Genomic DNA, 23,653 nt, shown 5'->3' with positions numbered 1-23,653 from the left:
CCGGACCCGAACCGCAGCAAGCTCCCCAGCCCTCATACAACCAGCGAACTACCAGACACACGCCGTGACAAGAGCAGCTAACAAAGCACTACTAGGCGGGGGCGTCCAGCTCCCGCAGGGCCCGGGTCGCCGCCACCGCGAGGCGCGGGTGGGACTGGGCCCGCGTCAGCACCTCCCGGGCGCGCGGGTCCGCGAGCGCCCCCAGGCCCTCGACGCAGGCGAGCGCCACCCGCCCGTACGGATCGTGCGGCCCCAGCAGCCGGGAAAGGGTGGCGATCAGGGTGGGGACGCTCTCGGGGGCCCGCAGCGCCACCAGGAGCCGGACCGGGTGCAGGGCGTAGGCCGTGCGCAGCTCGTTGGTGGCCAGGGCCGCCGCCGCGCGGGCGGTCCGGGGGTCGTTCAGTACCGCCAGGGCCTGCGCGGCGGCCTCGCAGCGCGGCGGGTCGCGGTGGTTGAGGAGCAGCACCAGGGACTCGAAGGCGCGCCGGTCACCGGCCAGCCCGAGGCGGTAGGCCGCCAGCTCCCGGGCCCACAGCGGGCGGCCTACCGCGGTCAGCGCATCGGCCAGCGCGTCGGGCCGCGCCGCCAACAGCGCTTCGTACTCCGGCGCTTGGTCCGCCTCTGCCCGCAGCCGCTCCAGCACGTTCACCCGCCCACCCTAGGTGGGCCGGGGCGCGGGCGAGCGGTGTACGTCACATCTCCCGTGCTCTGGCCAACTGGTTACCGACGGGTTACTGTCCTTCTCAACACGTACGAGGGCGGCCTGGTGACGCAGCCGCCCCCGTGTCCGTCGGTCCGGTCCCCGATCAGCTCGGGTACCGATGTTCGTACGGCGTGGCCCCGGGACAGGGTCCGCCGCTCTCCGCCCCGCACGGCACCGCCCTGCTCGGCATCCGCCCGCTCCGGGCCCAGGCCCGTACCGCGGCACGCCCCGCACGGCATTCCGGCGCGCGCTGCGCGCGCCCTCCCTCAGTCGTCACTCTTCACTGGAGTCCCGCGATGGACCGTCAGTCCAGTCAGCCCACCCCGCCCTCCCCCGGCTCCTCCCCGCAGACGGTCGCCGTCGTCGGTCTCGGCACCATGGGCACCGGTATCGCCGAGGTCCTCGCCCGGGCCGGCCGCGAGGTCATCGGCATCGACACCGACGAGAGCGCCGCCCGGCGGGCCACCGCCGCGCTGGCCGCCTCGACCGCCCGCTCGGTCACCCGTGAGCAGCTCACCGAGCAGGAGCGCGACGCCGTCCTCTCCCGCTTCCGCACCTTCGGCGAGCTGTCCGCGGCGGCCGACGCCGATCTCGTGATCGAGGTCGTCCCGGAGTCCTACGAGCTGAAGCAGCAGGTCTTCGCCGCGCTGGACCGGGTCGTGCGCCCCGACACGATCCTCGCCACCGGCACCAACGCGCTGTCGGTGACCCGGCTCGCCGCCGAGTCCCTGCGCCCCGAGCGGGTGCTGGGCCTGCACTTCTTCAACCCGGCCCCGGCCATGAAGCTCGTCGAGATCGTCTCCTGCGTGCTCACCGCGCCGAGCGCCGTCGAGTCGGTCACGGCGCTCGCCCGCGAGCTGGGCAAGGAGCCGGTGGCGGTCGGTGACCGGCCCGGTTTCGTCGCGGACGGGCTGCTCTTCGGCTACCTGAACCAGGCCGCCGCCATGTACGAGGCCAAGTACGCCTCCCGCGAGGACATCGACGCGGCGATGAAGCTGGGCTGCGGCCTGCCGATGGGCCCGCTGGCCCTGCTCGACCTGATCGGCGTCGACACCGCCCGGACGGTGCTGGAGGCCATGTACGCCTCCTCCGGCGACCGGCTGCACGCCCCGGCCCCGATCCTCGGCCACCTCGCGGAGGCGGGGCTGACCGGCCGCAAGTCCGGGCGCGGCTTCTACACGTACGAGGCCCAGGGCAGCCCGGTCATCGTGCGCGACCTGCAGACCCCGCTGGACGGGGCCGTGATCGCCTCCAGCCGCCCGGTCTCCACGGTCGGCGTGGCCGGGTCGGGCACGATGGCGAGCGGCATCGCCCAGGTCTTCGCGCAGGCGGGCTACTCGGTGGTGCTGGCGGCGCGCAGCCAGGACAAGGCGGACGCGGCGAAGGCCGCGATCGGCAAGTCCCTGGCCCGCGCGGTGGACAAGGGCCGGCTGACCGCGGAGGCCGCCGCGCGTACCCTGGAGCGGATCTCCCCCGCCGGTTCCCTGGACGCCTTCGCCGAGGTGGACATGGCCGTCGAGGCGGTCGCCGAGGACCTCGCGGTCAAGCAGGAGCTGTTCGCCGCCCTGGACAAGGTGTGCCGGCCGGGCGCGGTGCTCGCCACGACCACCTCTTCCCTGCCGGTGATCGCGATCGCCCGCGCGACCTCGCGTCCGCAGGACGTGATCGGCATGCACTTCTTCAACCCGGCTCCGGCGATGAAGCTCGTCGAGGTGGTCCGTACGGTCCTGACCTCGGACGACGTGCACGCCACGGTCCGCGGGATCTGCGTGAAGGTGCGCAAGCACCCGGTGGACTGCGGGGACCGCGCGGGGTTCATCGTGAACGCGCTGCTGTTCCCGTACCTCAACAACGCGATCAAGATGGTCGAGCAGCACTACGCGAGCCTGGACGAGATCGACGCCGCGATGAAGCTGGGCGGCGGGTACCCGATGGGGCCCTTCGAGCTGCTCGACGTGGTCGGCCTCGACGTCTCGCTCGCGATCGAGAAGGTCCTCCACAAGGAGTTCCGGGACCCGGGGCTGGCCCCCTCCCCGCTGCTGGAGCACCTGGTCGCGGCGGGCTGCCTCGGCCGGAAGACCGGCCGCGGTTTCCGTGAGTACGCCCGCCGGTAAGCCACGGCCCGCCCGGCGGGCACCAGAGCCGGATGCGTGGGGAGGGCTGCTCGGGACTGCCGGACCCTCACGGCGGGACACACCCACCGAGCCCAGTGCGGGCCCTCCCCCGCATCCACCCCTGTCCCTGCCCCCGCAGGAGCGCTCTCCTGCGCGAATGAAGTACTTTCGCTCTATGTCCCAGCCCGCCAAGTCCTCCTCCCGCGCCACCTCGGCCTCCGACGCCCCGGAGAGCGCCGTGGGTACCCGGGCGGCCGCCCAGCGCCTCAAGATGCGCCGCGAGCTGGCCGCCGCGGCCATGGAGCTGTTCGCGACCAAGGGGTACGAGGCCACCACGGTCGACGAGATCGCGGCGACGGCGGGGGTCGCGCGGCGGACCTTCTTCCGCCACTTCCGGTCCAAGGAAGAGGCGATCTTCCCGGACCACGACGACACCCTGACCCGGGCCGAGGCGGTCCTGGACGTGGCCCCGGCGCACGAGCACCCGCTCGACACGGTGTGCCGCGGGATCAAGGAAGTCATGAAGATGTACGCCGCCTCCCCGGCGGTGTCGGTGGAGCGCTACCGGCTGACCCGCGAGGTGCCGGCGCTGCGGGAGCGCGAGATCGCCTCGGTGGCCCGCTACGAGCGGCTCTTCACGCGCTATCTGCTGGCCCACTTCGACGAGCAGGACCACCACGCCGGCAATGACGATCCGCTGCTCGCCGAGGTCGCGGCGTCCGCGGTGGTCACCGCCCACAACCACGTGCTGCGGCGCTGGCTGCGGGCGGGCGGCCAGGGGGACGTGGAGGGGCAGCTGGACCACGCCTTCTCGATCGTGCGCAAGACCTTCGGCTCGGGGATCGGGGCGGGGCGCTCGCAGGCCGGGGCGCCGGCTCCGGCCGCGGTCCGCACCGAGGGCGAGGTACTGGTCGCGGTGGCCCGTACGGACGCTCCGCTGGACGAGGTCATGAGGACGATCGAAGAGGCGCTGCGCAACAAGTAGGAACTCTTGTCACAAGGGCCGCTCCCGTTCCGGGGGCGGCCCTTTCGTTGTGTCCGCCTTGCCCCTACTCGTGGGTAACTCTGATCGATCATCGCTCATTCGTGCAGGTCAATCGGCAAATGAGAGAAACTTTTGGCACGCAGTGCCTTGTCGAGTGACACGGGGTGCCATACGTTGAATCTCGTCCGGATGTCCCCGCGATCCACGCCCACCACGGCGGGGAGCGCGCCCCGGACGCCTGCGTCACAGGCACCCTCCGCGCCACCCGCGCGTCGCCACGCACCACCCCCGCCGGACCGACGGCACACCCTCAGCACCACCGCCCGCTCTTGTTCCACCGTCGACATTTCCCTCAGCGTTCCCTCAGCGCCAGCCGGAGGCACCACCGTGAAGGACATCCTGGACGCGATCCAGTCGCAGGCCGCGACGGCCGCCGACTTCGCGGCCCTGCCGCTCCCCGAGTCCTACCGCGCGATCACCGTGCACAAGGACGAGGCGGAAATGTTCGCGGGGCTCACCACCCGCGAGAAGGACCCGCGCAAGTCCCTGCACCTGGACCAGGTCCCGGTGCCCGAACTCGGCCCGGGCGAAGCCCTGGTGGCCGTCATGGCCTCCTCGGTCAACTACAACTCCGTGTGGACCTCGATCTTCGAGCCGGTGTCCACCTTCAGCTTCCTGGAGCGCTACGGGCGCCTCTCGGAGCTGACCAAGCGGCACGACCTGCCGTACCACGTCATCGGTTCCGACCTGGCGGGCGTCGTCCTGCGCACCGGCCCGGGCGTCAACGCCTGGAAGCCGGGCGACGAGGTCGTCGCGCACTGCCTCTCGGTCGAGCTGGAGTCCTCGGACGGCCACAACGACACGATGCTCGACCCCGAGCAGCGGATCTGGGGCTTCGAGACCAACTTCGGCGGCCTGGCGGAGATCGCTCTCGTCAAGTCCAACCAGCTGATGCCCAAGCCGGACCACCTCAGCTGGGAGGAGGCCGCCTCCCCCGGCCTGGTCAACTCCACGGCCTACCGCCAGCTGGTCTCCCGCAACGGCGCCGGCATGAAGCAGGGCGACAACGTCCTGATCTGGGGCGCCAGCGGCGGACTCGGCTCCTACGCCACGCAGTTCGCCCTGGCCGGCGGCGCCAACCCGATCTGTGTCGTCTCCAGCGAGCAGAAGGCCGAGATCTGCCGGTCGATGGGCGCGACGTCGATCATCGACCGCAACGCCGAGGGCTACAAGTTCTGGAGCGACGAGCACACCCAGGACCCCCGGGAGTGGAAGCGCTTCGGCAAGCGCATCCGCGAGCTGACCGGCGGCGAGGACATCGACATCGTCTTCGAGCACCCGGGCCGCGAGACCTTCGGCGCCAGCGTCTACGTCACCCGCAAGGGCGGCACGATCACCACCTGCGCCTCCACCTCGGGCTACATGCACGAGTACGACAACCGCTACCTGTGGATGTCGCTCAAGCGCATCATCGGCTCGCACTTCGCGAACTACCGCGAGGCGTGGGAGGCCAACCGCCTGGTCGCCAAGGGCAAGATCCACCCCACCCTGTCGAAGGTGTACTCCCTGGAGGACACCGGCCAGGCCGCCTACGACGTCCACCGCAACCTGCACCAGGGCAAGGTCGGCGTCCTCGCGCTGGCCCCCTCCGAGGGGCTGGGCGTGCGCGACCACGAGATGCGCGCGACGCACCTCGACGCCATCAACCGTTTCCGCGACGTCTGAGACGCCAAAGGGCTTAAGGATCGCTTGAGATGACAGAGCGCCAGAAGGACCGGCCGTGGCTCATGCGGACGTACGCCGGTCACTCCACGGCCGAGGCGTCCAACGAGCTGTACCGCCGCAACCTCGCCAAGGGCCAGACGGGTCTGTCGGTCGCCTTCGACCTGCCGACGCAGACCGGATACGACCCCGACCACGTCCTCGCCCGCGGCGAGGTCGGCCGGGTCGGCGTTCCCGTCTCCCATCTCGGCGACATGCGGCGGCTGTTCCAGGACATTCCCCTGGAGCAGATGAACACCTCGATGACGATCAACGCCACCGCCATGTGGCTGCTGGCGCTCTACCAGGTGGCCGCCGAGGAGCAGGGCGCGGACATCGCGCAGCTCCAGGGCACCACCCAGAACGACATCGTCAAGGAGTACCTCTCGCGCGGGACGCACGTCTTCCCGCCCGGGCCCTCGCTCCGCCTGACGACGGACATGATCGCGTACACGGTCAACCACATCCCGAAGTGGAACCCGATCAACATCTGCAGCTATCACCTGCAGGAGGCGGGGGCCACTCCGGTCCAGGAGATCTCGTACGCGATGTCCACGGCCATCGCCGTGCTGGACTCGGTCCGCGATTCGGGCCAGGTCCCGGCGGAACGTTTCGGCGAGGTGGTCGCCCGTATCTCCTTCTTCGTGAACGCGGGCGTCCGCTTCATCGAGGAGATGTGCAAGATGCGCGCCTTCGGGCGGATCTGGGACCGGGTCACCCGCGAGCGCTACGGCATCGAGAACGAGAAGCAGCGGCGCTTCCGGTACGGCGTCCAGGTCAACTCCCTCGGCCTGACCGAGGCGCAGCCGGAGAACAACGTCCAGCGGATCGTGCTGGAGATGCTGGCGGTCACCCTCTCCAAGGACGCCCGCGCCCGCGCCGTGCAGCTGCCGGCGTGGAACGAGGCGCTGGGCCTGCCCCGGCCCTGGGACCAGCAGTGGTCGCTGCGGATCCAGCAGGTGCTCGCGCTCGAGAGCGACCTGCTGGAGTACGAGGACATCTTCGCGGGCTCGCACGTCATCGAGGCCAAGGTCGACTCCCTGGTCACCGAATGCATGGCGGAGATCGAGCGGATCCAGGAGATGGGCGGGGCCATGGCCGCCGTCGAGTCCGGCTACCTGAAGTCCCAGCTGGTCTCCTCGCACGCCGAGCGGCGGGCCCGGATCGAGGACGGCGAGGACAAGATCGTCGGCGTCAACTGCTTCCAGCAGACCGAGCCGAACCCGCTGACCGCCGACCTGGACGGCGCGATCATGACGGTGGACGGGGCGGTCGAGGCGCTGACCGTCGAGCGCATCGGCCGCTGGCGCGCCGAGCGCGAGGAGTCCTCCGACCGGCAGGGCAACGGCGATCCGTTCGTCTTCCCCACCACCCGGCAGGCCCTGGACCGGCTCAAGGAGGCGGCGGCCGGCACCGAGAACCTGATGGAGGCCACCTTGGAGTGCGCCCGCGCCGGTGTCACCACCGGCGAGTGGGCGACGGCCCTGCGCGAGGTGTTCGGCGAGTTCCGGGCACCGACCGGCGTCTCCTCGGCCCCGGTGGCCGTCACCGCCGAGCCGGGCACGCCGATGGCCGAGGTCCGCGCGAAGGTGACGCGGACGGCCGAGGACCTGGGCGTCGGGCGGCTGCGGCTGCTGGTCGGCAAGCCCGGCCTGGACGGGCACTCCAACGGCGCCGAGCAGATCGCCGTGCGGGCCCGCGACGCCGGGTTCGAGGTGGTCTACCAGGGCATCCGGCTGACTCCCGAGGAGATCTCCACGGCCGCCCTGGCCGAGGACGTGCACTGCGTGGGACTGTCCATCCTGTCCGGCTCGCACTGCGCGCTGGTCCCCGACGTGCTCGAACGCCTCCGGGCGGCGGGGGCGGGTGACATCCCCGTCATCGTCGGAGGCATCATTCCGAACGCCGATGCCGTCACCCTGAAGGCGGCCGGGGTCGCCGCCGTCTTCACCCCCAAGGACTTCGGCATCACGGAGATCATCGGCCGTATCGTCGACGAGATCCGCACGGCGAACAAGCTCCACCCACTAGAGAACGTCGCAAGCACGGAGGTCCCCGCATGACCACGCCCTCTTCCCCGGTCAACCGGCTGCGGCCGCGCCGCTCCTGTCTCGCGGTGCCGGGTTCGAACCCGCGCTTCCTGGAGAAGGCCCAGGGCCTGCCGGCCGACCAGGTCTTCCTCGACCTGGAGGACGCCTGCGCACCGCTCGCCAAGGAAGGCGCCCGCCACACCATCGTGGACGCGCTGAACAACGGCGACTGGACCGGCAAGACCCGGGTCGTGCGCGTCAACGACTGGACCACGCACTGGACGTACCGCGATGTGATCACGGTCGTCGAGGGCGCGGGCCAGAACCTCGACTGCATCATGCTGCCGAAGGTCCAGGACGCCCAGCAGGTGGTGGCCCTCGACCTGCTGCTGACGCAGATCGAGAAGACCATGGGCTTCGAGGTCGGCAAGATCGGCATCGAGGCGCAGATCGAGAACGCCAAGGGCCTGGTGAACGTCGACGCGATCGCCGCCGCCTCCCCGCGGCTGGAGACCATCATCTTCGGCCCGGCCGACTTCATGGCCTCGATCAACATGAAGTCGCTGGTCGTGGGCATGCAGCCGCCCGGGTACGGCGCGGACGCCTACCACTACATCCTGATGCGGATCCTGATGGCGGCCCGCATGCACGACCTCCAGGCGATCGACGGCCCCTTCCTCCAGATCAAGAACGTGGACGGCTACCGCGAGGTCGCGGGCCGCGCCGCGGCCCTCGGCTTCGACGGCAAGTGGGTGCTGCACCCCGGCCAGGTCGACGCCGCGAACGAGGTCTTCTCCCCCTCGCAGGAGGACTACGACCACGCCGAACTGATCCTGGACGCCTACGACTGGTGCACCTCGGAGGCCGGCGGCAAGAAGGGCTCCGCGATGCTCGGCGACGAGATGATCGACGAGGCCAGCCGCAAGATGGCCCTGGTCATCTCGGGCAAGGGCCGCGCCGCCGGCATGCAGCGCACCACCAAGTTCGAGATCCCGGAGGCCTGAGCAGCATGCAGTTCGGACGCACCTACGAAGAGTTCGAGATCGGCGCGGTCTACAAGCACTGGCCCGGAAAGACGGTCACCGAGTACGACGACCATCTCTTCTGCCTGCTGACCATGAACCACCACCCGCTCCACATGGACAGCAACTACGCGGAGAACACCACCGACTTCGGCAAGAACGTGGTCGTGGGCAACTACATCTACTCGCTGCTGCTGGGCATGTCGGTGCCGGACGTCTCCGGGAAGGCCATCGCCAACCTGGAGATCGAGTCGCTGCGGCACGTGGCGCCCACCTTCCACGGCGACACGATCTACGGCGAGACCACGGTCCTGGACAAGACCCCGTCGAAGTCCAAGAACGACCGCGGCATCGTCTACGTCGAGACCAAGGGCTACAAGCAGGACGGCACCCTCGTCTGCGTCTTCCGGCGCAAGGTGATGGTTCCGACCGAGACGTACATCAAGGAGCGCGGCGGCGAACAGCCCGGCCGCCCCACGCTGAAGGAACAGGGGAAGTAGCACCATGACCCGACTTGCCCAGACCGCCGGCCTCAACGACGTCCAGCGGGAGATCCTCAAGACCGTCCGGGAGTTCGTCGACAAGGAGATCATCCCGGTCGCGACCCAGCTGGAACACCGCGACGAGTACCCGCAGCAGATCGTGGACGGTCTCAAGGAACTCGGCCTCTTCGGCCTGATGATCCCGGAGGAGTACGGCGGCCTGGGTGAGTCCCTGCTCACCTACGCGCTGTGCGTGGAGGAGATCGCGCGGGGCTGGATGTCCGTCTCGGGCATCATCAACACCCACTTCATCGTGGCGTACATGATCAAGCAGCACGGCACGCAGGAGCAGAAGGACCACTTCCTCCCGCGGATGGCGGCGGGCGAGATCCGCGGCGCGTTCTCGATGTCCGAGCCGGGCCTGGGCTCCGACGTGTCGGCCATCACGTCCAAGGCGGTGAAGGACGGCGACGAGTACGTCCTGAACGGCCAGAAGATGTGGCTCACGAACGGCGGCACCTCGACACTGGTCGCCGTCCTCGTGCGGAGTGACGAAGGCCACCCCGAGGGCACCGCTCCCCACAAGTCGATGACGACCTTCCTGATCGAGAAGGACGCCGGGTTCGGTGAGGTCCGTCCGGGCCTGACGATCCCGGGCAAGATCGACAAGATGGGCTACAAGGGTGTCGACACGACCGAGATGATCATGGACGGACTGCGCATTCCGGCCAATCGGGTACTCGGCGGGACAACCGGCCGAGGGTTTTACCAAATGATGGACGGGGTCGAGGTCGGCCGTGTCAACGTGGCGGCACGTGGCTGCGGCGTCGCTCAGCGTGCGTTCGAGCTGGGTGTCTCGTATGCCCAGCAACGTCACACTTTCGGAAAGGCCATCGCCGAGCACCAGGCGATCCAGTTCAAGCTGGCCGAGATGGCTACCAAGGTCGAGGCCGCCCATGCCATGATGGTCAATGCAGCACGCAAAAAGGACTCCGGGGAACGAAACGACCTCGAAGCAGGGATGGCGAAGTACCTCGCCTCCGAGTACTGCAAGGAGGTGGTCGAGGACGCCTTCCGCATCCACGGCGGCTACGGCTTCTCGAAGGAGTACGAGATCGAGCGCCTCTACCGGGAGGCCCCGATGCTGCTGATCGGCGAGGGTACCGCCGAGATCCAAAAAATGATCATTGGGCGACGCCTGCTCGAGGAGTACCGACTGCAGGGCTGAAAGTACCTCTCCGTCACGAAATGTCCGAATCATTTCGACGAAAAGGTCACATCCAGTCACTGGCCGACGGACATCGACTCGGCTTCTGGCTTGCCCAGTTGTTGCGTGCAACCGATAGCATTCCAGTAAAGCCGCCGTCCCGTCCCCCAGTTTGCGGCGCGGCAATCACCCGCTACGAAGGTCATCCATGCCCCACAGCCAAACCTCTGCACCTCGCGTCGGCCTCCTCGGTGGACGCCTCGCGCGCGGAGCATCGCCGTGGCTTCTGCCGACCGTCGCCACCGCAGCCCTCAGCCTCGCCCGGGCCCGCAAGTCCGGGCGCTGGGCGGCCGTGGCCGTGCCCACCACTGCGCTGGCGGCGGGCATGCTGTGGTTCTTCCGCGACCCCGAGCGAGAGATCGCCCAGGGCCGCGTCATCTCGCCCGCCGACGGAGTGGTGCAGAGCATCATGCCGTGGAAGGACGGGCGCACCCGGGTCGCGATCTTCATGAGCCCGCTGAACGTCCATGTCAACCGCGCGCCCCTCGCGGGCACGGTGACGTCCGTGGAGCACATCCCCGGTGGATTCGTTCCGGCGTTCAACAAGGAGAGCGAGAACAACGAGCGCGTCGTCTGGCACTTCGACACCGAGCTCGGCGACATCGAGATGGTGCAGATCGCGGGAGCGGTCGCCCGTCGCATCGTTCCCTACCTGCCGGCCGGCACCAAGGTGGAGCAGGGCGAGCGCATCGGCCTGATCCGCTTCGGATCGCGCGTCGACATCTACCTTCCCGAGGGTGTCGAGGTCGCGGTCGAGGTCGGACAGACCACCACCGCGGGGGTGACTCGAATTGACCGTGACTGATCCCGAATCACCGGCGAGCCGGGCGGACCAGAAGACCGGCCCCGGCCGGTCCGACTGGGTGCCCGTCGCCGAGGAGGAGACCGACGGCGAGGAGATGCCCCTCTCGCTGCGGCTGTCGATAGCGGACACCCTCACCCTCGGCAACGCGACCTGCGGATTCATGGCGGTGTACTTCACCACCACCGGCATCCTCATCCCGCACCTCACCGGCAGTGACGAGTCGGGGATGGCGCGTCACAGCGCCGCGACCGCCGTGATACTGATGCTGCTCGCCGCGGTCTTCGACCTCTGCGACGGCCTGGTGGCGCGCAAGCTGCGCAGCTCGCCCATGGGCGCGGAGCTGGACAACCTGTCCGACCTGATCAGCTTCGGGCTGGCCCCCGCGTACTTCGTGCTCGTCTACGGCATGGTCGCCGACGACGCGCACCAGCGGGTGTCCGCCCTGGCCGCGATCGTCGTGCTGCTCGCCGTCGTGCTCAGACTGGCGAGATTCAGCTGCGTGACGATGAAGGACGGCATGTTCCAGGGCATGCCGAGCCCCTTCGGCGCGCTCACGGTCGTCTCGATCGTGCTGCTGGAGCTGCCCTTCATCCCGACCACGATGGCGATCATCGGGGTGGCCTGGCTGATGGTGAGCCGGGTCGAGTACCCCAAGCCGCGGGGCGTCCTCGCGGTGGCGATGCTCAGCTGGATCGTCGGCGCGATGGGGCTGCTGGCGGCCTGGGCGTTCGACGCCCCGGGCGGTCAGCTCCTGCTCCAGACCGGCTGCGCGCTGCAGATCGCCCTCGCGGCGACCATCCCGCTGTTCGCGACCACCCGGCGGGCCAACACCTTCCGCCACAACCGGCGCGAGGCGCGGGCCGGCCAGCTGCCGTAACCGGTAGCGCACCGCTCACCCGTACGTACGAAGGGCCCCGGGCCGCCGACAAGGCGACCGGGGCCCTTCGCGTGCGCCTTAGGTCCATGTCGGAAAACCGCCAGCCCGGCCCCCGTCGATGTCCGATCCTTGAGGCATGCACACCGACACCGAGCGCTGCGTGCGGGCCGTCCAGTCGAAGGACGCCCGCTTCGACGGATGGTTCTTCACCGCCGTCAGGACGACCGGGATCTACTGCCGCCCCAGCTGCCCGGCGGTGCCGCCCAAGGTCGCGAACATGACCTTCCTGCCCAGCGCCGCCGCCTGCCAGCAGGCCGGCTACCGGGCCTGCAAGCGCTGCCGCCCCGACACCAGCCCCGGCTCCCCGGAGTGGAACGCCCGCGCCGACGCCGTCGCCCGGGCCATGCGGCTCATCCAGGACGGGGTGGTCGACCGCGAGGGGGTCCCCGGGCTCGCCTCCCGCCTCGGCTACTCCACGCGCCAGGTGGAGCGGCAGCTGAACGCCGAGCTGGGGGCCGGTCCGCTGGCCCTGGCCCGGGCCCAGCGCGCGCAGACCGCGCGGCTGCTGGTGGAGACCTCCGAGCTGCCCATGGGCGACGTGGCCTTCGCCGCCGGTTTCTCCTCCATCCGGACGTTCAACGACACCGTGCGCGAGGTCTTCGCCCTCTCCCCCAGCGAGCTGCGTGTGCGGGCCGAGAAGGCCCACCGGGGGGCCGCGCAGCCCCGCGTGCCCGGCTCGCTCTCGCTGCGGCTGCCGTTCCGCGCCCCGCTCAACCCCGACAACCTCTTCGGGCACCTGGCGGCGACCGCCGTGCCCGGGGTCGAGGAGTGGCGCGACGGGGCCTTCCGGCGGACCCTGCGGCTGCCGTTCGGCACCGGTGTGGTGGCCCTGAGCCCGCGGCCGGACCACATCGCCTGCCAGCTGGCCCTGACCGACCTGCGGGACCTGACGATCGCGATCAGCCGGTGCCGGCGGCTGCTGGACCTGGACGCCGATCCCGAGGCCGTGGACGAGCAGCTGCGGCTCGACCCGCTGCTCGCGCCGCTGGTGGACAAGGCTCCCGGGCGCCGGGTGCCGCGTACCGTCGACGCGGCGGAGTTCGCCGTACGGGCGGTGCTGGGCCAGCAGGTGTCCACGGCGGCCGCGCGCACCCACGCGGCCCGGCTGGTGACGGCGTACGGCGAGCCGGTCACCGACCCGGATCCGGCGGGCGGCCTGACCCACCTGTTCCCCTCCGCCGAGGCACTGGCCGCGCTGGACCCCGAGGCCCTCGCGCTGCCCCGCAGCAGGCGCACGACCCTGACGACCCTGGTCGGCGCCCTCGCCGACGGGTCGCTGCCGCTCGGCATCGACAGCGACTGGGACGCGGCGCGGGCGCAGCTCGGCGCGCTGCCCGGTTTCGGGCCCTGGACCACCGAGGTGATCGCGATGCGGGCGCTGGGCGACCCGGACGCGTTCCTGCCCTCGGACCTCGGGGTGCGGCGGGCGGCGCGGGAGCTCGGGCTGCCGTCCACCCCGGCCGCGCTGACCGCCCGGGCGGCGGCCTGGCGGCCCTGGCGGGCGTACGCCGTCCAGTACCTGTGGGCCACCGACGACCACCCGATCAACCACCTGCCGGGCTGACCCGCACGGCGACACCCGCACCGCACGCACCGCAGGCATCGCACACGCACCGCACGCACGGACACGAGGAGACACCCGCTCATGGACAGCACCAGCCACAGCCACGGCACCGGCACCGGCCACAGCCACGGCACCGGCACCGGCACCGACCGGCAGCACGCCGTCGTCGACAGCCCGTACGGGCCGCTCACCCTGGTCGCCACCGGCGGCACCCTCAGCGGCCTGTACATGACCGGTCAGCGCCACCGCCCGCCGGAGGAGTCCTTCGGCGCGCGGGTCGCGGCCACCGAGGAACCCTTCGCGGCCGTCGTCGCGCAGCTGACCGCCTACTTCGCCGGGGAGCGCACCGACTTCGACCTCCCGCTGCGGCTGGAGGGCACCGACTTCCAGCGCGGCGTCTGGGACCAGCTGACGCGCATCCCCTACGGCGAGACCTGGTCGTACGGGGAGCTGGCGGCGAAGCTGGGCAAGCCGAGCGCCTCGCGCGCGGTGGGCCTGGCCAACGGGAAGAACCCCATCAGCATCATCGTCCCGTGCCACCGGGTGATCGGGGCCTCGGGGAGCATGACGGGCTACGGCGGCGGGGTCGAGCGCAAGGTGCGGCTGCTGGAGTTCGAGTCCGGACGCGCGGGCACGACGGCAGCCGCGCCCGAGGGGCTGTTCTAGACCACCAGCAGGGGGACGAGGAGCGCGAAGGCGGCGCCGGCCTCGACCGCGTACCCGTACAGCGAGGGGTGCGGCACGGGAGCGGCGAGCAGTACCACGCTCTGCTGGGCGGCCGCGGCGTCCACCCACTCGGCGGGGGCGCCCAGATTGCCCTGGTACCAGCCCTCGCAGGCGCCGGGGCCGCTGACGAACAGGACGTCGTCCGCCCGGCGGTAGGCGGCGTTCCAGCCGGGCGCGGGGGCCGCCCAGCCGTCGTAATCGGTGAACTGGGCCCAGCCGCCGTCGCGTATCGCGGTGTCGAACAGCCAGACGGGTACGCCGTCGGGCGTCACATCGGCGCCGGCCTGCTCCTCGGTGGTGAAGTGGACCATGGGCAGGGCGTCGGGCCCATCAGCGGTGCTGGGCCAGGCGTACATCGTGATCATCCGGTTATTGTGACCCGTCCGTTGTAGGCATCGTGTTACGGGTCACCCTCGCACCCTCGACGCGGTCATTGGGGGCGCCGGCCGTTCTCCAGCTCGGCCGTGCCCTCGCCCGAGCGCAGGACCCGACAGGCCTCCGCGGTGCGCAGGCCCAGCGCGCCGGGCAGGTAGGCGGTGAGTTCGGCGGGCTCCACCATCCGCCAGGAGATCAGCTCCTCCTCCTGGAGCGTGACGGCGGCCAGCTGCTTGGCGTCCAGCACGCCGCCGTCGTACACGTACGCGACGAGCGGCGGGCGGGCCGTGCCGAGCACCCAGTCCACCGCGAGCAGCCGGCCGAGCGGGAGGTCCAGGCCGATCTCCTCGGCGCTCTCGCGGCGGGCGGCGGCGCGCGGGGACTCGCCCCGGTCCGATTCGACGGTGCCGCCCGGCAGCGTCCAGCCCTCGCGGTAGTTGGGCTCGACGAGCAGCACGCGGCCCTCGGTGTCCCGGTACAGGGCGGCCGCGCCGGCCAGCACCCGGGGCAGGCTCGCGATGTAGGCGGCGTAGTCATCAGTGGTGGTCACGCCCGTCACCCTACAGAGCCGCCCCGGGCCCTTCGCCGGGCTCGGTCAGGCCGTGCCGTCGCCGTCCTCGCGGTCACGGGCGCGGGATTCCGCGACGCGCCGCAGCCGGGGGTGGCGGGCCGTGCCCTGCTCGGTGAGGGCGTCGCCGACCATGGCCCGTACGGCGTCGCGCACCCCGTGCAGGGGGTGGTGGCGGGCGGGTCCGGCGCCCGGGTCGGCCCGCAGCTCCTTCACCAGCGCCCAGCACACCAGGAGCATCACGAGGACGAAGGGCAGCGCGACGAGGATGGTGGCCGTCTGGAGCGACTTGAGGCCGCCCGCGACCAGCAGCACGGCGGCGACCGCGGCCATCAGCACGCCCCAGGTCACCACCAGCCAGGTGGGCGGGTGCAGCGAGCCGCGGCTGGTGAGCGAACCCATGACGAGCGAGGCGGAGTCGGCGCTGGTGACGAAGTAGGTCATCACCAGGGCCATGGCGACGTACGAGGTCACCGTGCCCAGCGGCAGGGCGTCGAGCATCGCGAAGAGCGAGGCCTCGGTACCGTCCTTGACCTTGGCGGCGAAGTCGACGGCGCCGGTGGAATCCAGGCGGATCGCGGTGCCGCCCATCACGCAGAACCAGACGACGGTCGCGCCGCTGGGTACGAGCAGCACGCCGACCAGGAACTCGCGGATCGTGCGGCCGCGCGAGATCCGCGCGATGAAGGTGCCGACGAAGGGAGCCCAGGAGAGCCACCAGGCCCAGTAGAAGATCGTCCAGGCGCCGAGCCAGGCGCTGTCCGTGAAGGCGCCGGTGCGGCTGGCCATCGGCACCAGCTCGTGCAGGTAGCCGCCGAGGCTCGCGGGGATCACGTCGAGGATGTAGACGGTGGGGCCGAGCAGGAAGACGAAGAGCATCAGGACGGCGGCGAGCACGATGTTGACCGTGCTCAGCCACTTCACCCCCTTGTGCAGGCCGGAGAAGGCCGAGAGCACGAAGGCGGCGGACAGCGACCCGATGATGATCAGCTCGAGGGAGGTCGAGTCCTGGACGCCGGTGGTGAGGTTGAGGCCCTTGGCGACCTGGAGGGCGCCGAGCCCCAGGCTGGTCGCGGTGCCGAAGACGGTCGCGAAGACGGCGAGCAGGTCGATGGCGCGGCCCGGCCAGCCGTCGGCCCGCTCCTGGCCCATGAGCGGGACGAAGGCGGAGCTGAGGCGGTTGCCGCGGCCCTTGCGGAAGGTCGCGTAGGCGAGGGCGAGGCCGGCGATGCCGTAGATGGCCCAGGGGGTCAGGGTCCAGTGGAAGAAGGAGTACTCCAGGGCCGCGCGGGCGGCGTCGCCGGTACCGGGCGCCGCGCCGCTGGCCGGGGGCGGGCTCAGATAGTGCGTGAGCGGCTCGCCGACCCCGTAGAACATCAGGCCGATGCCCATGCCCGCGCTGAACATCATCGCGATCCACGCGAGGTTCGTGAATTCGGGCTCGGCGTCGTCGGCCCCGAGGCGGATCCGGCCGAAGCGGCTGATCGCCAGGACCACGCACATGACCAGGAACACATCGGCGGCGATCACGAACAGCCAGGCGAAGTTGTTCAGCACCCAGGCCAGGGCGGTGCTCGACGCCGTGTCGAAGGAGTGCTTGCCGAGCGCGGCCCACGCGACCACGGCCAGGACGGCGATCACCCCGATGCCGACGACCATGTGGTCGGGCGACTCGTCCCGCGGGGTGCCCGGGGCACCCGGCGGGGCGTCCGGACGTGGCTGTTCCAGTGAATCCGTACTCATGTGGCCCCACTATGCGGGGGAATATCCGCATAAATGACCATGGCGCGCCGGGTGTGGCCCAGGCCACCCATGGGCATTGGAGAATCCTCCGGATAGGCTCAGGGCGGCGCGACTGCACTGTTCGATAGCAAGGGATTAGCAAGGTGACGGACGGAGCAGTAACTGAGACCGCGCGCGTGCTCATCGCCGCGGACAAATTCAAGGGCTCGCTCACGGCCGTTCAGGTCGCTGAACGGGTGACGGCGGGCCTCCGCGAGGCCGTACCGGGCGTGGAGATCGAGACCCTTCCCGTCGCGGACGGCGGCGACGGCACGGTCGCGGCCGCGGTGGCGGCCGGGTTCGAACGCCGGGAGGTACGGGTCACCGGACCGCTCGGTGACCAGGTCACGGCCGCTTTCGCGCTGCGCGACGGCACCGCCGTGGTCGAGATGGCGGAGGCCTCGGGCCTCCAGCTGCTGCCGGCGGGCGTCTTCGCCCCGCTGACCTCGACCACGTACGGCTCGGGCGAGGTGCTCAAGGCCGCCCTCGACGCGGGCGCGCGCTCGATCGTCTTCGGTGTGGGCGGCAGCGCCACCACCGACGGCGGTGCGGGCATGCTCTCCGCGCTGGGCGCGGTGTTCCTGGATGCGAACGGTGAACCGGTCGGTCCGGGCGGCGGCGGTCTGGCCTCGCTGGCCTCGGCCGACCTGTCCGGGATCGACCCGCGCTTCGCCGAGGTGGACTTCGTCCTCGCCAGCGACGTGGACAACCCGCTGACCGGTCCGAAGGGCGCTCCGGCGGTCTACGGTCCGCAGAAGGGCGCGACGCCCGAGGACGTGGCGACGCTGGACGCGGCGCTGGCGCACTTCGCGGTGGTGCTGGAGAAGGCGATCGGCCCGAAGGCGGCCGAGTGCGCGCTGGCCGCGGGCGCGGGCGGCGCGGGCGGCATCGGCTACGGCGCGCTGCTGCTGGGGGCGACCTTCCGGCCCGGCATCGAGCTGATGCTGGAGGTGCTGGGTTTCGCCCCGGCGCTGGAGCGCGCCACGCTGGTGATCACCGGTGAGGGTTCGCTCGACGAGCAGACGCTGCACGGCAAGGCTCCGGCGGGCGTGGCGGCAGCCGCGCGTGCGGCGGGCAAGGACGTCGTCGCGGTGTGCGGGCGGCTCGCGCTGACCCAGGAGGCCCTTCAGGCCGCCGGGATCCGGCGCGCGTACCCGCTGACGGAGATCGAGCCGGACACGGCGAAGTGCATCGCGAACGCGGGCCCGCTGCTGGAACGCGTGGCGGCCAACATCGCCGCCGACACCCTCTGACCCGACCCGGCACGGCCCCCCTCCCCCCTGGGGAGCGGGGGCCCACCCCGACCCGCCCACGGACACCTCCGGCGGGCCCTCAAACGCCGGGCAGGCTGAAACTCCCCCACCGCAGGCCAAGACCGCGCCCCACGACCAGCCCGGAAACGGGCCGGCCCGGGACGGCGCCACCCTTCCAGCCCCGCCACCCTTCCAGCCCCGCCACCCTTCCGGCCCCGCCACCCTTCCAGCCCCGCCACCCTTCCAGCCCCGCCGGCGTTTGAGGCGGGGTCAGGTCGTGGACGCCGCTTCGAAGGCGGCGTACGCCCGCGCGTCGTAGAGGACGAAGCGGACCTCCTCCACGGGCGCCGCCGCAGCACCCCGCACCGCGGCCACCGCGATCCGCGCCCCGTCGTCCATCGGCCAGCCGTAGACCCCGGTGGAGATCGCGGGGAACGCCACCGTGCGGGCTCCCAGCTCGCCCGCCACCCGCAGGGACTCCCGGTAGCAGGAGGCCAGCAGCTCCGACCGGTCCTCGTCCCGCGAGTACACCGGCCCCACCGTGTGGATCACGTGCGCGGCGGGCAGCCGACCCGCCGTCGTGGCGACCGCGCGGCCCGTCGCGAGCCCCTTGCCGTAGTGGGAGGCGCGCAGCGCCCGGCAGGCCTCCAGGATCTCCGGCCCACCGCGCCGGTGGATGGCCCCGTCCACCCCACCGCCCCCGAGCAGGGAGGAGTTCGCCGCGTTGACCACGGCGTCCACCCGCTCGGCCGTGATGTCGCCCTGGACCAGGATGATGCGCACCATCAGGAGGAGCCCTTCCGCAGGTGGCGCCAGACCGCCTTCGCCGCGTTGTGCCCGGACATGCCGTGCACGCCCGGCCCGGGCGGCGTCGCGGAGGAGCACAGGAAGACGGCCGGGTGGGCCGTGGTGTACGGGGTGAGGGTGAGCTTCGGGCGCAGCAGGAGCTGGAGCCCTGAGGCGGCGCCGCAGGCGATGTCACCGCCGACGTAGTTCGGGTTGCGGGCGGCCAGCCGCGCCGGTCCCGCGGTGGCGCGGGCGAGGACCAGGTCGCGGAAACCCGGGGCGAAGCGCTCCAGTTGGCGCTCGACGGCCTCGGTGAGGTCCCCGTCCCAGCCCGCGGGGACGTGCCCGTAGGCCCAGAAGACGTGTTTGCCCTCGGGCGCGCGGCCGGGGTCGACCAGGCTGGGCTGCGCGGTGATGAGGAACGGCGTACGGGGCGCCCGTCCGCTCGCGGTGAGCTGCAGGGCGGCGTCGATGTCCCGGGCGCGCGGGCCGACCTGCACGGTGCCCGCGCGCCGCGCCGCCTCGGCGGTCCACGGGACGGGGCCGTCCAGCGCGTAGTCGAGCTTGAACACCCCGGCGCCGTACCGGTAGCCGTCGTACGCGCGCCCCAGGCGGGCGATCCGGGCCAGCGCGGTCGGCGAGGTGTCGAAGACGTAGGCGCGGGCCGGCGGGAGGTCGTCGAGGCGCTTGACCTCGAAGCCGGTGTGGACGGAGCCGCCGAGGTCGCGCAGGTAGGCGGTGAGCGCGTCCGAGATGGACTGGGAGCCGCCGCGCGGCATCGGCCAGCCGCCCGCGTGCGCGGCGAGCGCGAAGACCAGCCCGACGGCGCCGGTGGCGATCCCGCCGAGCGGTGCGATGACGTGCGCGACGAGCCCGGCGAACAGGGACCGCGCGCGGTCGTCCTTGAAGCGCCGCATCAGCCAGGTGGACGGGGGCAGCCCGGTGAGCCCGAAGCGGGCCAGCGTGAGCGGATCGACGGGCAGCGCGGTCGACGGCAGGGACATGAAGTCCCGCGCGAGGGTGTCCCACTTGCCGAGGTACGGCGCGACGAGGCGGCGGTAGGCCCCCGCGTCCCGCGGTCCGAAGGACGCGGCGGTCTCGGCGACCGAGCGCGAGAGCACGGCGGCGCTGCCGTCGTCGAAGGGGTGCGCCATCGGCAGCGGGGCGTGCAGCCACTCCAGCCCGTACCGCGCGAGCGGCATGGTGGCGAACACGGGCGAGCCCGCGCCCAGCGGGTGGACGGCCGAGCACGGGTCGTGCCGGAAGCCGGGGAGGGTCAGCTCCTCGGTCCTGGCCCCGCCGCCGACCGTGTCGGCGGCCTCGAACACGGCCACGGAGAAGCCGCGCCGGGCCAGTTCGACGGCGGCCGTCAGTCCGTTGGGACCCGCCCCCACGACGACCGCATCGAGAATCGACGGCACCATGCGACTCCTTCGTCCGGCAGCGGCACTGCCCCAGGGGACCCCAGGATATTCCGCCCGTCCACCCCCGATCCCCCGACCGCTCCGCGCGCCGGGCGCACTACGCGCCGCGCAGCAGGTCCCGGATCCGCAGCGCCGTCGCCTCGTCACGGCCGACCGCGAAGGGCAGTACGTTGTCCCGGTCCACCCGGTACGGCTCGCCCGCGACGGTGCTCTGCGCGCCGCCCGCCTCGGCGACGAGCAGCAGTCCGGCCGCGTGGTCCCAGGCCGAGGGCCAGGTGAAGGCCAGGCCGTCCATCTCGCCGCGGGCCACCTTCAGGTACTCCAGCCCCGCCGAACCGCACGGGCGGGCCACCACGCCCGGCACGTCGAGCCGGGCCAGGGTCCGCTTGTCCTCCTCGCTCGTGTAGAGCGGGTGGGCCATGGCGATCCGCAGCTCGGCGCCGGGCTCCGGCGAACCGGCGCGTATGGCGGCGCCGTTGACGAAGGACCCGCCGCCGCGCACCGCGGTGGCGATCTCCTCCAGGGCGGGCGCGAAGGTCCAGGACGCGAGGATCTCCCCGCGTACGGCCAGCGCCACCAGCGTGCAGAAGCCGGGGTCCCCGGCCACGAACTGCCGGGTGCCGTCGACCGGGTCCACGATCCAGACGGGGGCCTCGCCGCGCAGCGCCCCGTACACGGTGGGGTCGGCGTGGACGGCCTCCTCGCCGACCACCGCCGAGCCGGGGAGTATCCGGGTGAGGGCGGCGGTCAGGTGCTCCTCGGCGCGCCGGTCGGCGACGGTCACCAGGTCGTGCGGCCCGCTCTTCTGATCGACCTCGTGGTCGGCGAGCTGCCGGAATCTCGGCATGATCTCGACCGCGGCGGCCTTGCGGACGGCTTCCTCTACATCGGACAGGTCACGGGCAAGAAACTCTTCGATCATGTCTCCATCAGACCATGCCGCACCGACAATCCCCACTGACAATGACGGGCCCGCGGGTGGACCCCGGGTAAACGGAGGCCCGGCGGTCCGGCCCCCGGACCGGCCCCGGACCGGCCGTGGTGGCGGCCGTGGTGGCGGCCGGTGAGCGGAGGGGCACGTACCGCCTGGTGGGGTGCGTGAGGCCGTGCTATACCGGCGCCCAGACGCCCCCAGGAGGCGTCACACGGAGCCATCACACGGGGGATCTCCATGCGCGCACCATCGCCGTCACCATCGCCTTCACCATCGCCGTCACCCGCACCCGCACCCGCACGCTTGGCGTCATCGCCGCACCCGCCGTCCGCCCTCCGCCGCGCCCGCCGGGCCCTGGCGCTCCTGGCCGGCGCCGCGGTGCTGGCCCTCGCGGCTCCGGCCGCGCCCGCCGGGGCCAGTACCCCGCTCCCCTCGCTGCCCGCTCCCCACGCGTCGGGGCTGACCCTGCGGAGCTGGTCCGTCGCAGCGGGCCAGAGCGAGCGCATGGGGGACGCGTCCTTCACCACCCCGGCCGTCTTCACCCCGCGCGGCGGGCCCCCGTCGATCGACCCGGCGCAGGTGCCGGTGCGGGTACGGATCCTGCTGCCCGAGGGGTACCAGCGGGACCCGGCGCACCCGTACCCGGTGCTGTACCTGCTGCACGGCGGTACCGGCGATGTCGAGCAGTGGTCGAAGACCGACCAGGGCAACATCACGGCCGCGCTCCGGGGTTCGGCGTTCAAGGGCATCGTGGTGATGCCGGAGGCGGGCCAGGCGGGCTGGTACAGCGACTGGGCCGGGCACACGGACGGCTTCTTCGCCCCGCGGTGGGAGACCTTCCACGTCAAGCAGCTGCTGCCGTGGATCGACGCGAACTTCAACACGGTCAGGTCCGCGTCCGGCCGGGCCGTGGCGGGCATCTCGATGGGTGGCTACGGGGCGCTGCGCTACGCGGGCCGCTACCCGGAACTGTTCTCGGCGGTGGGCGCGTTCTCGGCCGGTACGGACATCTACCAGTCGGCCGCGCAGGAATTGATCGCCCAGTCCACCTGGACGGTCGGCGCGTCGGTCCAGTGGACCGGCCTCCTCGACGGCAAGTACCGGGTCACCGGTGACACCGCCTACCGGATGGCCACGGTCTTCGGCCCGCCGGACACCTGGCCCGCGCAGAACCCGGTGAACCTGGCGCTGGACGGCAAGTACGGCACGTACAGCGGCAGGATGGCCCTGTACGCGGGCGGTGCGGGCGGCACCGGCGAGACCGCGATCGGCACCTGGAACGCCGCCCTCCACCAGGACCTGAAGGACCGCGCGGTCACCCACCGCTACTGCCAGGGCGCGGGCGAGCACGCGTGGCCCTTCTGGGGCCCGGAGCTCCAGGACTTCCTGTCCTACGCCTACGCCGGCACCCCGCCGGCCTGCCCGAACGGCTGGGGCCCGCCGACCCCCTGAGACGGCGGGCACGGCAAGGTTATTGACCGTTCGTTCCAGAACTGTTTATGATCTTGCCCATGGCCAGGACCAAGGAATTCGATCCGGACGCCGCGCTGCAGTCAGCCCTGGAGCTGTTCTGGCGCCGCGGATACGAAGCCACGTCGGTGGCCGATCTCGTCGAGCACCTCGGGATCGGCCGCGCGAGCCTCTACGCGACCTTCGGCACCAAGCACGAGCTGTACCTCAAGGCTCTGGACCGCTACTCCGAGGCCACCCACCCCAGGCTCCTCACGGAGCTCTCCCAGCCCGGCCCGGCCCTCCCGGCGGTACGGGCCCTCGTGCGCCGCTTCGCCGCCGAGGCGGGCGCCGCCGAGCACCGGCTGACCGGCTGTTTCCTCACCAATACCGCCGCCGAGCTCGCCCCGCACGACCCGCGGGCCGCCCGCCGGGTCGAGAGCGACTGGGACCGCCTGGAGACCCTCCTCCACGCGGCCCTCGTCCGGGCCCGGGAGCAGGGAGAGCTGCCCGCGGACCGCGACCCCCGCGCCCTGGCCAGGATGCTGCTCGTCCTGATGCAGGGGATCCGGATCGTCGGCAAGGCGTCCGAGGACCCGGCGCGCGTCCGGGACGCGGCCGAACAGGCCCTCTCCCTCCTGGACCCGGGGGCCTGAACCGTCGCGGGGGTCCCGCGCTCCCTTGAC

21 protein-coding genes are annotated in these 23,653 nt (G+C 71.8%); 14 read left to right on the top strand and 7 right to left on the bottom strand.

From position 1 onward, the window contains the following. Positions 1 to 91 precede the first annotated feature (91 nt). The gene (locus ABT084_RS23960) at positions 92 to 649 is read right to left on the bottom strand and encodes a HEAT repeat domain-containing protein (RefSeq protein ID WP_351047451.1); all 558 of its coding nucleotides are present in this window, start codon (positions 647 to 649) and stop codon (positions 92 to 94) included. A gap of 350 nt (positions 650 to 999) precedes the next feature. Between ABT084_RS23960 and ABT084_RS23955 the strand changes: the two genes are divergently transcribed. The 11 genes from ABT084_RS23955 (at position 1,000) to ABT084_RS23905 (ending at position 14,336) form a co-directional block, all read left to right on the top strand. Continuing rightward, positions 1,000 to 2,817 (top strand): 3-hydroxyacyl-CoA dehydrogenase family protein, encoded by a 1,818-nt coding sequence (locus tag ABT084_RS23955; RefSeq protein WP_351047449.1) that lies wholly within the window; start codon positions 1,000 to 1,002, stop codon positions 2,815 to 2,817. Between the two features lie 175 nt (positions 2,818 to 2,992). Then, positions 2,993 to 3,802, top strand: a complete 810-nt coding sequence (locus ABT084_RS23950; RefSeq protein WP_351047446.1) for a TetR family transcriptional regulator — start codon at positions 2,993 to 2,995, stop codon at positions 3,800 to 3,802. Positions 3,803 to 4,189: 387 nt separating this feature from the next. After that, on the top strand, positions 4,190 to 5,527 hold the full coding sequence (ccrA, locus tag ABT084_RS23945; protein ID WP_351047443.1) for a crotonyl-CoA carboxylase/reductase: 1,338 nt from the start codon (positions 4,190 to 4,192) through the stop codon (positions 5,525 to 5,527). Between the two features lie 29 nt (positions 5,528 to 5,556). Beyond that, complete coding sequence (locus ABT084_RS23940; RefSeq protein ID WP_351047440.1) at positions 5,557 to 7,626, top strand: ethylmalonyl-CoA mutase; 2,070 nt, start codon at positions 5,557 to 5,559, stop codon at positions 7,624 to 7,626. Beyond that, positions 7,623 to 8,597 carry an HpcH/HpaI aldolase/citrate lyase family protein gene (locus tag ABT084_RS23935; protein WP_266903377.1) on the top strand — a complete coding sequence of 325 codons (975 nt, stop codon included), beginning with the start codon at positions 7,623 to 7,625 and terminating at the stop codon, positions 8,595 to 8,597. The genes ABT084_RS23940 and ABT084_RS23935 overlap by 4 nt, the downstream gene beginning before the upstream one ends. 5 nt (positions 8,598 to 8,602) lie before the next feature. Next, positions 8,603 to 9,115 (top strand): MaoC family dehydratase, encoded by a 513-nt coding sequence (locus tag ABT084_RS23930; RefSeq protein WP_053681718.1) that lies wholly within the window; start codon positions 8,603 to 8,605, stop codon positions 9,113 to 9,115. A gap of 4 nt (positions 9,116 to 9,119) precedes the next feature. Next, positions 9,120 to 10,325 (top strand): acyl-CoA dehydrogenase family protein, encoded by a 1,206-nt coding sequence (locus ABT084_RS23925; RefSeq protein WP_351047435.1) that lies wholly within the window; start codon positions 9,120 to 9,122, stop codon positions 10,323 to 10,325. A gap of 187 nt (positions 10,326 to 10,512) precedes the next feature. Next, positions 10,513 to 11,169, top strand: a complete 657-nt coding sequence (locus tag ABT084_RS23920; RefSeq protein ID WP_351047433.1) for a phosphatidylserine decarboxylase — start codon at positions 10,513 to 10,515, stop codon at positions 11,167 to 11,169. After that, a complete protein-coding gene (gene pssA / locus ABT084_RS23915; RefSeq protein ID WP_443065369.1) occupies positions 11,156 to 12,046 on the top strand; it encodes a CDP-diacylglycerol--serine O-phosphatidyltransferase in 891 nt (296 codons plus the stop codon). The genes ABT084_RS23920 and pssA overlap by 14 nt, the downstream gene beginning before the upstream one ends. Positions 12,047 to 12,182: 136 nt before the next feature. Beyond that, entirely contained in the window at positions 12,183 to 13,670 is a 1,488-nt protein-coding gene (locus ABT084_RS23910; protein WP_351047431.1) for an AlkA N-terminal domain-containing protein, read from the top strand. Positions 13,671 to 13,751: 81 nt separating this feature from the next. Further along, the gene (locus tag ABT084_RS23905; RefSeq protein ID WP_351047428.1) at positions 13,752 to 14,336 is read left to right on the top strand and encodes a methylated-DNA--[protein]-cysteine S-methyltransferase; all 585 of its coding nucleotides are present in this window, start codon (positions 13,752 to 13,754) and stop codon (positions 14,334 to 14,336) included. Here ABT084_RS23905 and ABT084_RS23900 read toward each other — a convergent pair. The 3 genes from ABT084_RS23900 to ABT084_RS23890 all read right to left on the bottom strand — a co-directional run bounded on the left by ABT084_RS23900 (position 14,333) and on the right by ABT084_RS23890 (position 17,082). Further along, positions 14,333 to 14,761 carry a hypothetical protein gene (locus ABT084_RS23900; protein WP_351047426.1) on the bottom strand — a complete coding sequence of 143 codons (429 nt, stop codon included), beginning with the start codon at positions 14,759 to 14,761 and terminating at the stop codon, positions 14,333 to 14,335. The two genes, ABT084_RS23905 and ABT084_RS23900, sit on opposite strands and share 4 nt — an antisense overlap. A 65-nt stretch (positions 14,762 to 14,826) precedes the next feature. Next, positions 14,827 to 15,321 (bottom strand): NUDIX domain-containing protein, encoded by a 495-nt coding sequence (locus ABT084_RS23895; protein ID WP_351047423.1) that lies wholly within the window; start codon positions 15,319 to 15,321, stop codon positions 14,827 to 14,829. Positions 15,322 to 15,366: 45 nt separating this feature from the next. Beyond that, on the bottom strand, positions 15,367 to 17,082 hold the full coding sequence (locus tag ABT084_RS23890; protein ID WP_351047421.1) for a BCCT family transporter: 1,716 nt from the start codon (positions 17,080 to 17,082) through the stop codon (positions 15,367 to 15,369). Positions 17,083 to 17,225: 143 nt separating this feature from the next. Between ABT084_RS23890 and ABT084_RS23885 the strand changes: the two genes are divergently transcribed. Further along, positions 17,226 to 18,374: a glycerate kinase gene (locus ABT084_RS23885; protein WP_351047418.1), complete on the top strand. Its 1,149-nt coding sequence runs from the start codon at positions 17,226 to 17,228 to the stop codon at positions 18,372 to 18,374. Between the two features lie 270 nt (positions 18,375 to 18,644). On the opposite strand, the gene ABT084_RS23880 is transcribed toward ABT084_RS23885, so the two are convergent. The 3 genes from ABT084_RS23880 to ABT084_RS23870 form a co-directional block, all read right to left on the bottom strand. Next, positions 18,645 to 19,160, bottom strand: coding sequence for an O-acetyl-ADP-ribose deacetylase (locus ABT084_RS23880; RefSeq protein WP_351047416.1), 516 nt, complete (start codon positions 19,158 to 19,160; stop codon positions 18,645 to 18,647). Next, positions 19,160 to 20,581, bottom strand: a complete 1,422-nt coding sequence (locus ABT084_RS23875) for a phytoene desaturase family protein (RefSeq protein WP_351047460.1) — start codon at positions 20,579 to 20,581, stop codon at positions 19,160 to 19,162. The genes ABT084_RS23880 and ABT084_RS23875 overlap by 1 nt, the downstream gene beginning before the upstream one ends. Before the next feature lie 100 nt (positions 20,582 to 20,681). Next, on the bottom strand, positions 20,682 to 21,506 hold the full coding sequence (locus tag ABT084_RS23870) for an inositol monophosphatase family protein (RefSeq protein WP_351047414.1): 825 nt from the start codon (positions 21,504 to 21,506) through the stop codon (positions 20,682 to 20,684). Between the two features lie 315 nt (positions 21,507 to 21,821). Here ABT084_RS23870 and ABT084_RS23865 point away from each other — a divergent pair, with 315 nt between their 5' ends. Together ABT084_RS23865 and ABT084_RS23860 are read left to right on the top strand one after the other, a co-directional pair. Then, a complete protein-coding gene (locus ABT084_RS23865; RefSeq protein WP_351047411.1) occupies positions 21,822 to 22,970 on the top strand; it encodes an alpha/beta hydrolase in 1,149 nt (382 codons plus the stop codon). Positions 22,971 to 23,029: 59 nt separating this feature from the next. Further along, a complete protein-coding gene (locus ABT084_RS23860) occupies positions 23,030 to 23,623 on the top strand; it encodes a TetR/AcrR family transcriptional regulator (protein ID WP_351047408.1) in 594 nt (197 codons plus the stop codon). Positions 23,624 to 23,653: the final 30 nt, after the last annotated feature.

Origin of the sequence: Streptomyces sp. NPDC002138 (assembly GCF_040296485.1) — a bacterium.
GTDB lineage: Bacteria > Actinomycetota > Actinomycetes > Streptomycetales > Streptomycetaceae > Streptomyces.
The sequence above is the reverse complement of the archived record's forward strand: the minus strand, read 5'-3'. Positions and strand labels throughout refer to the sequence as shown.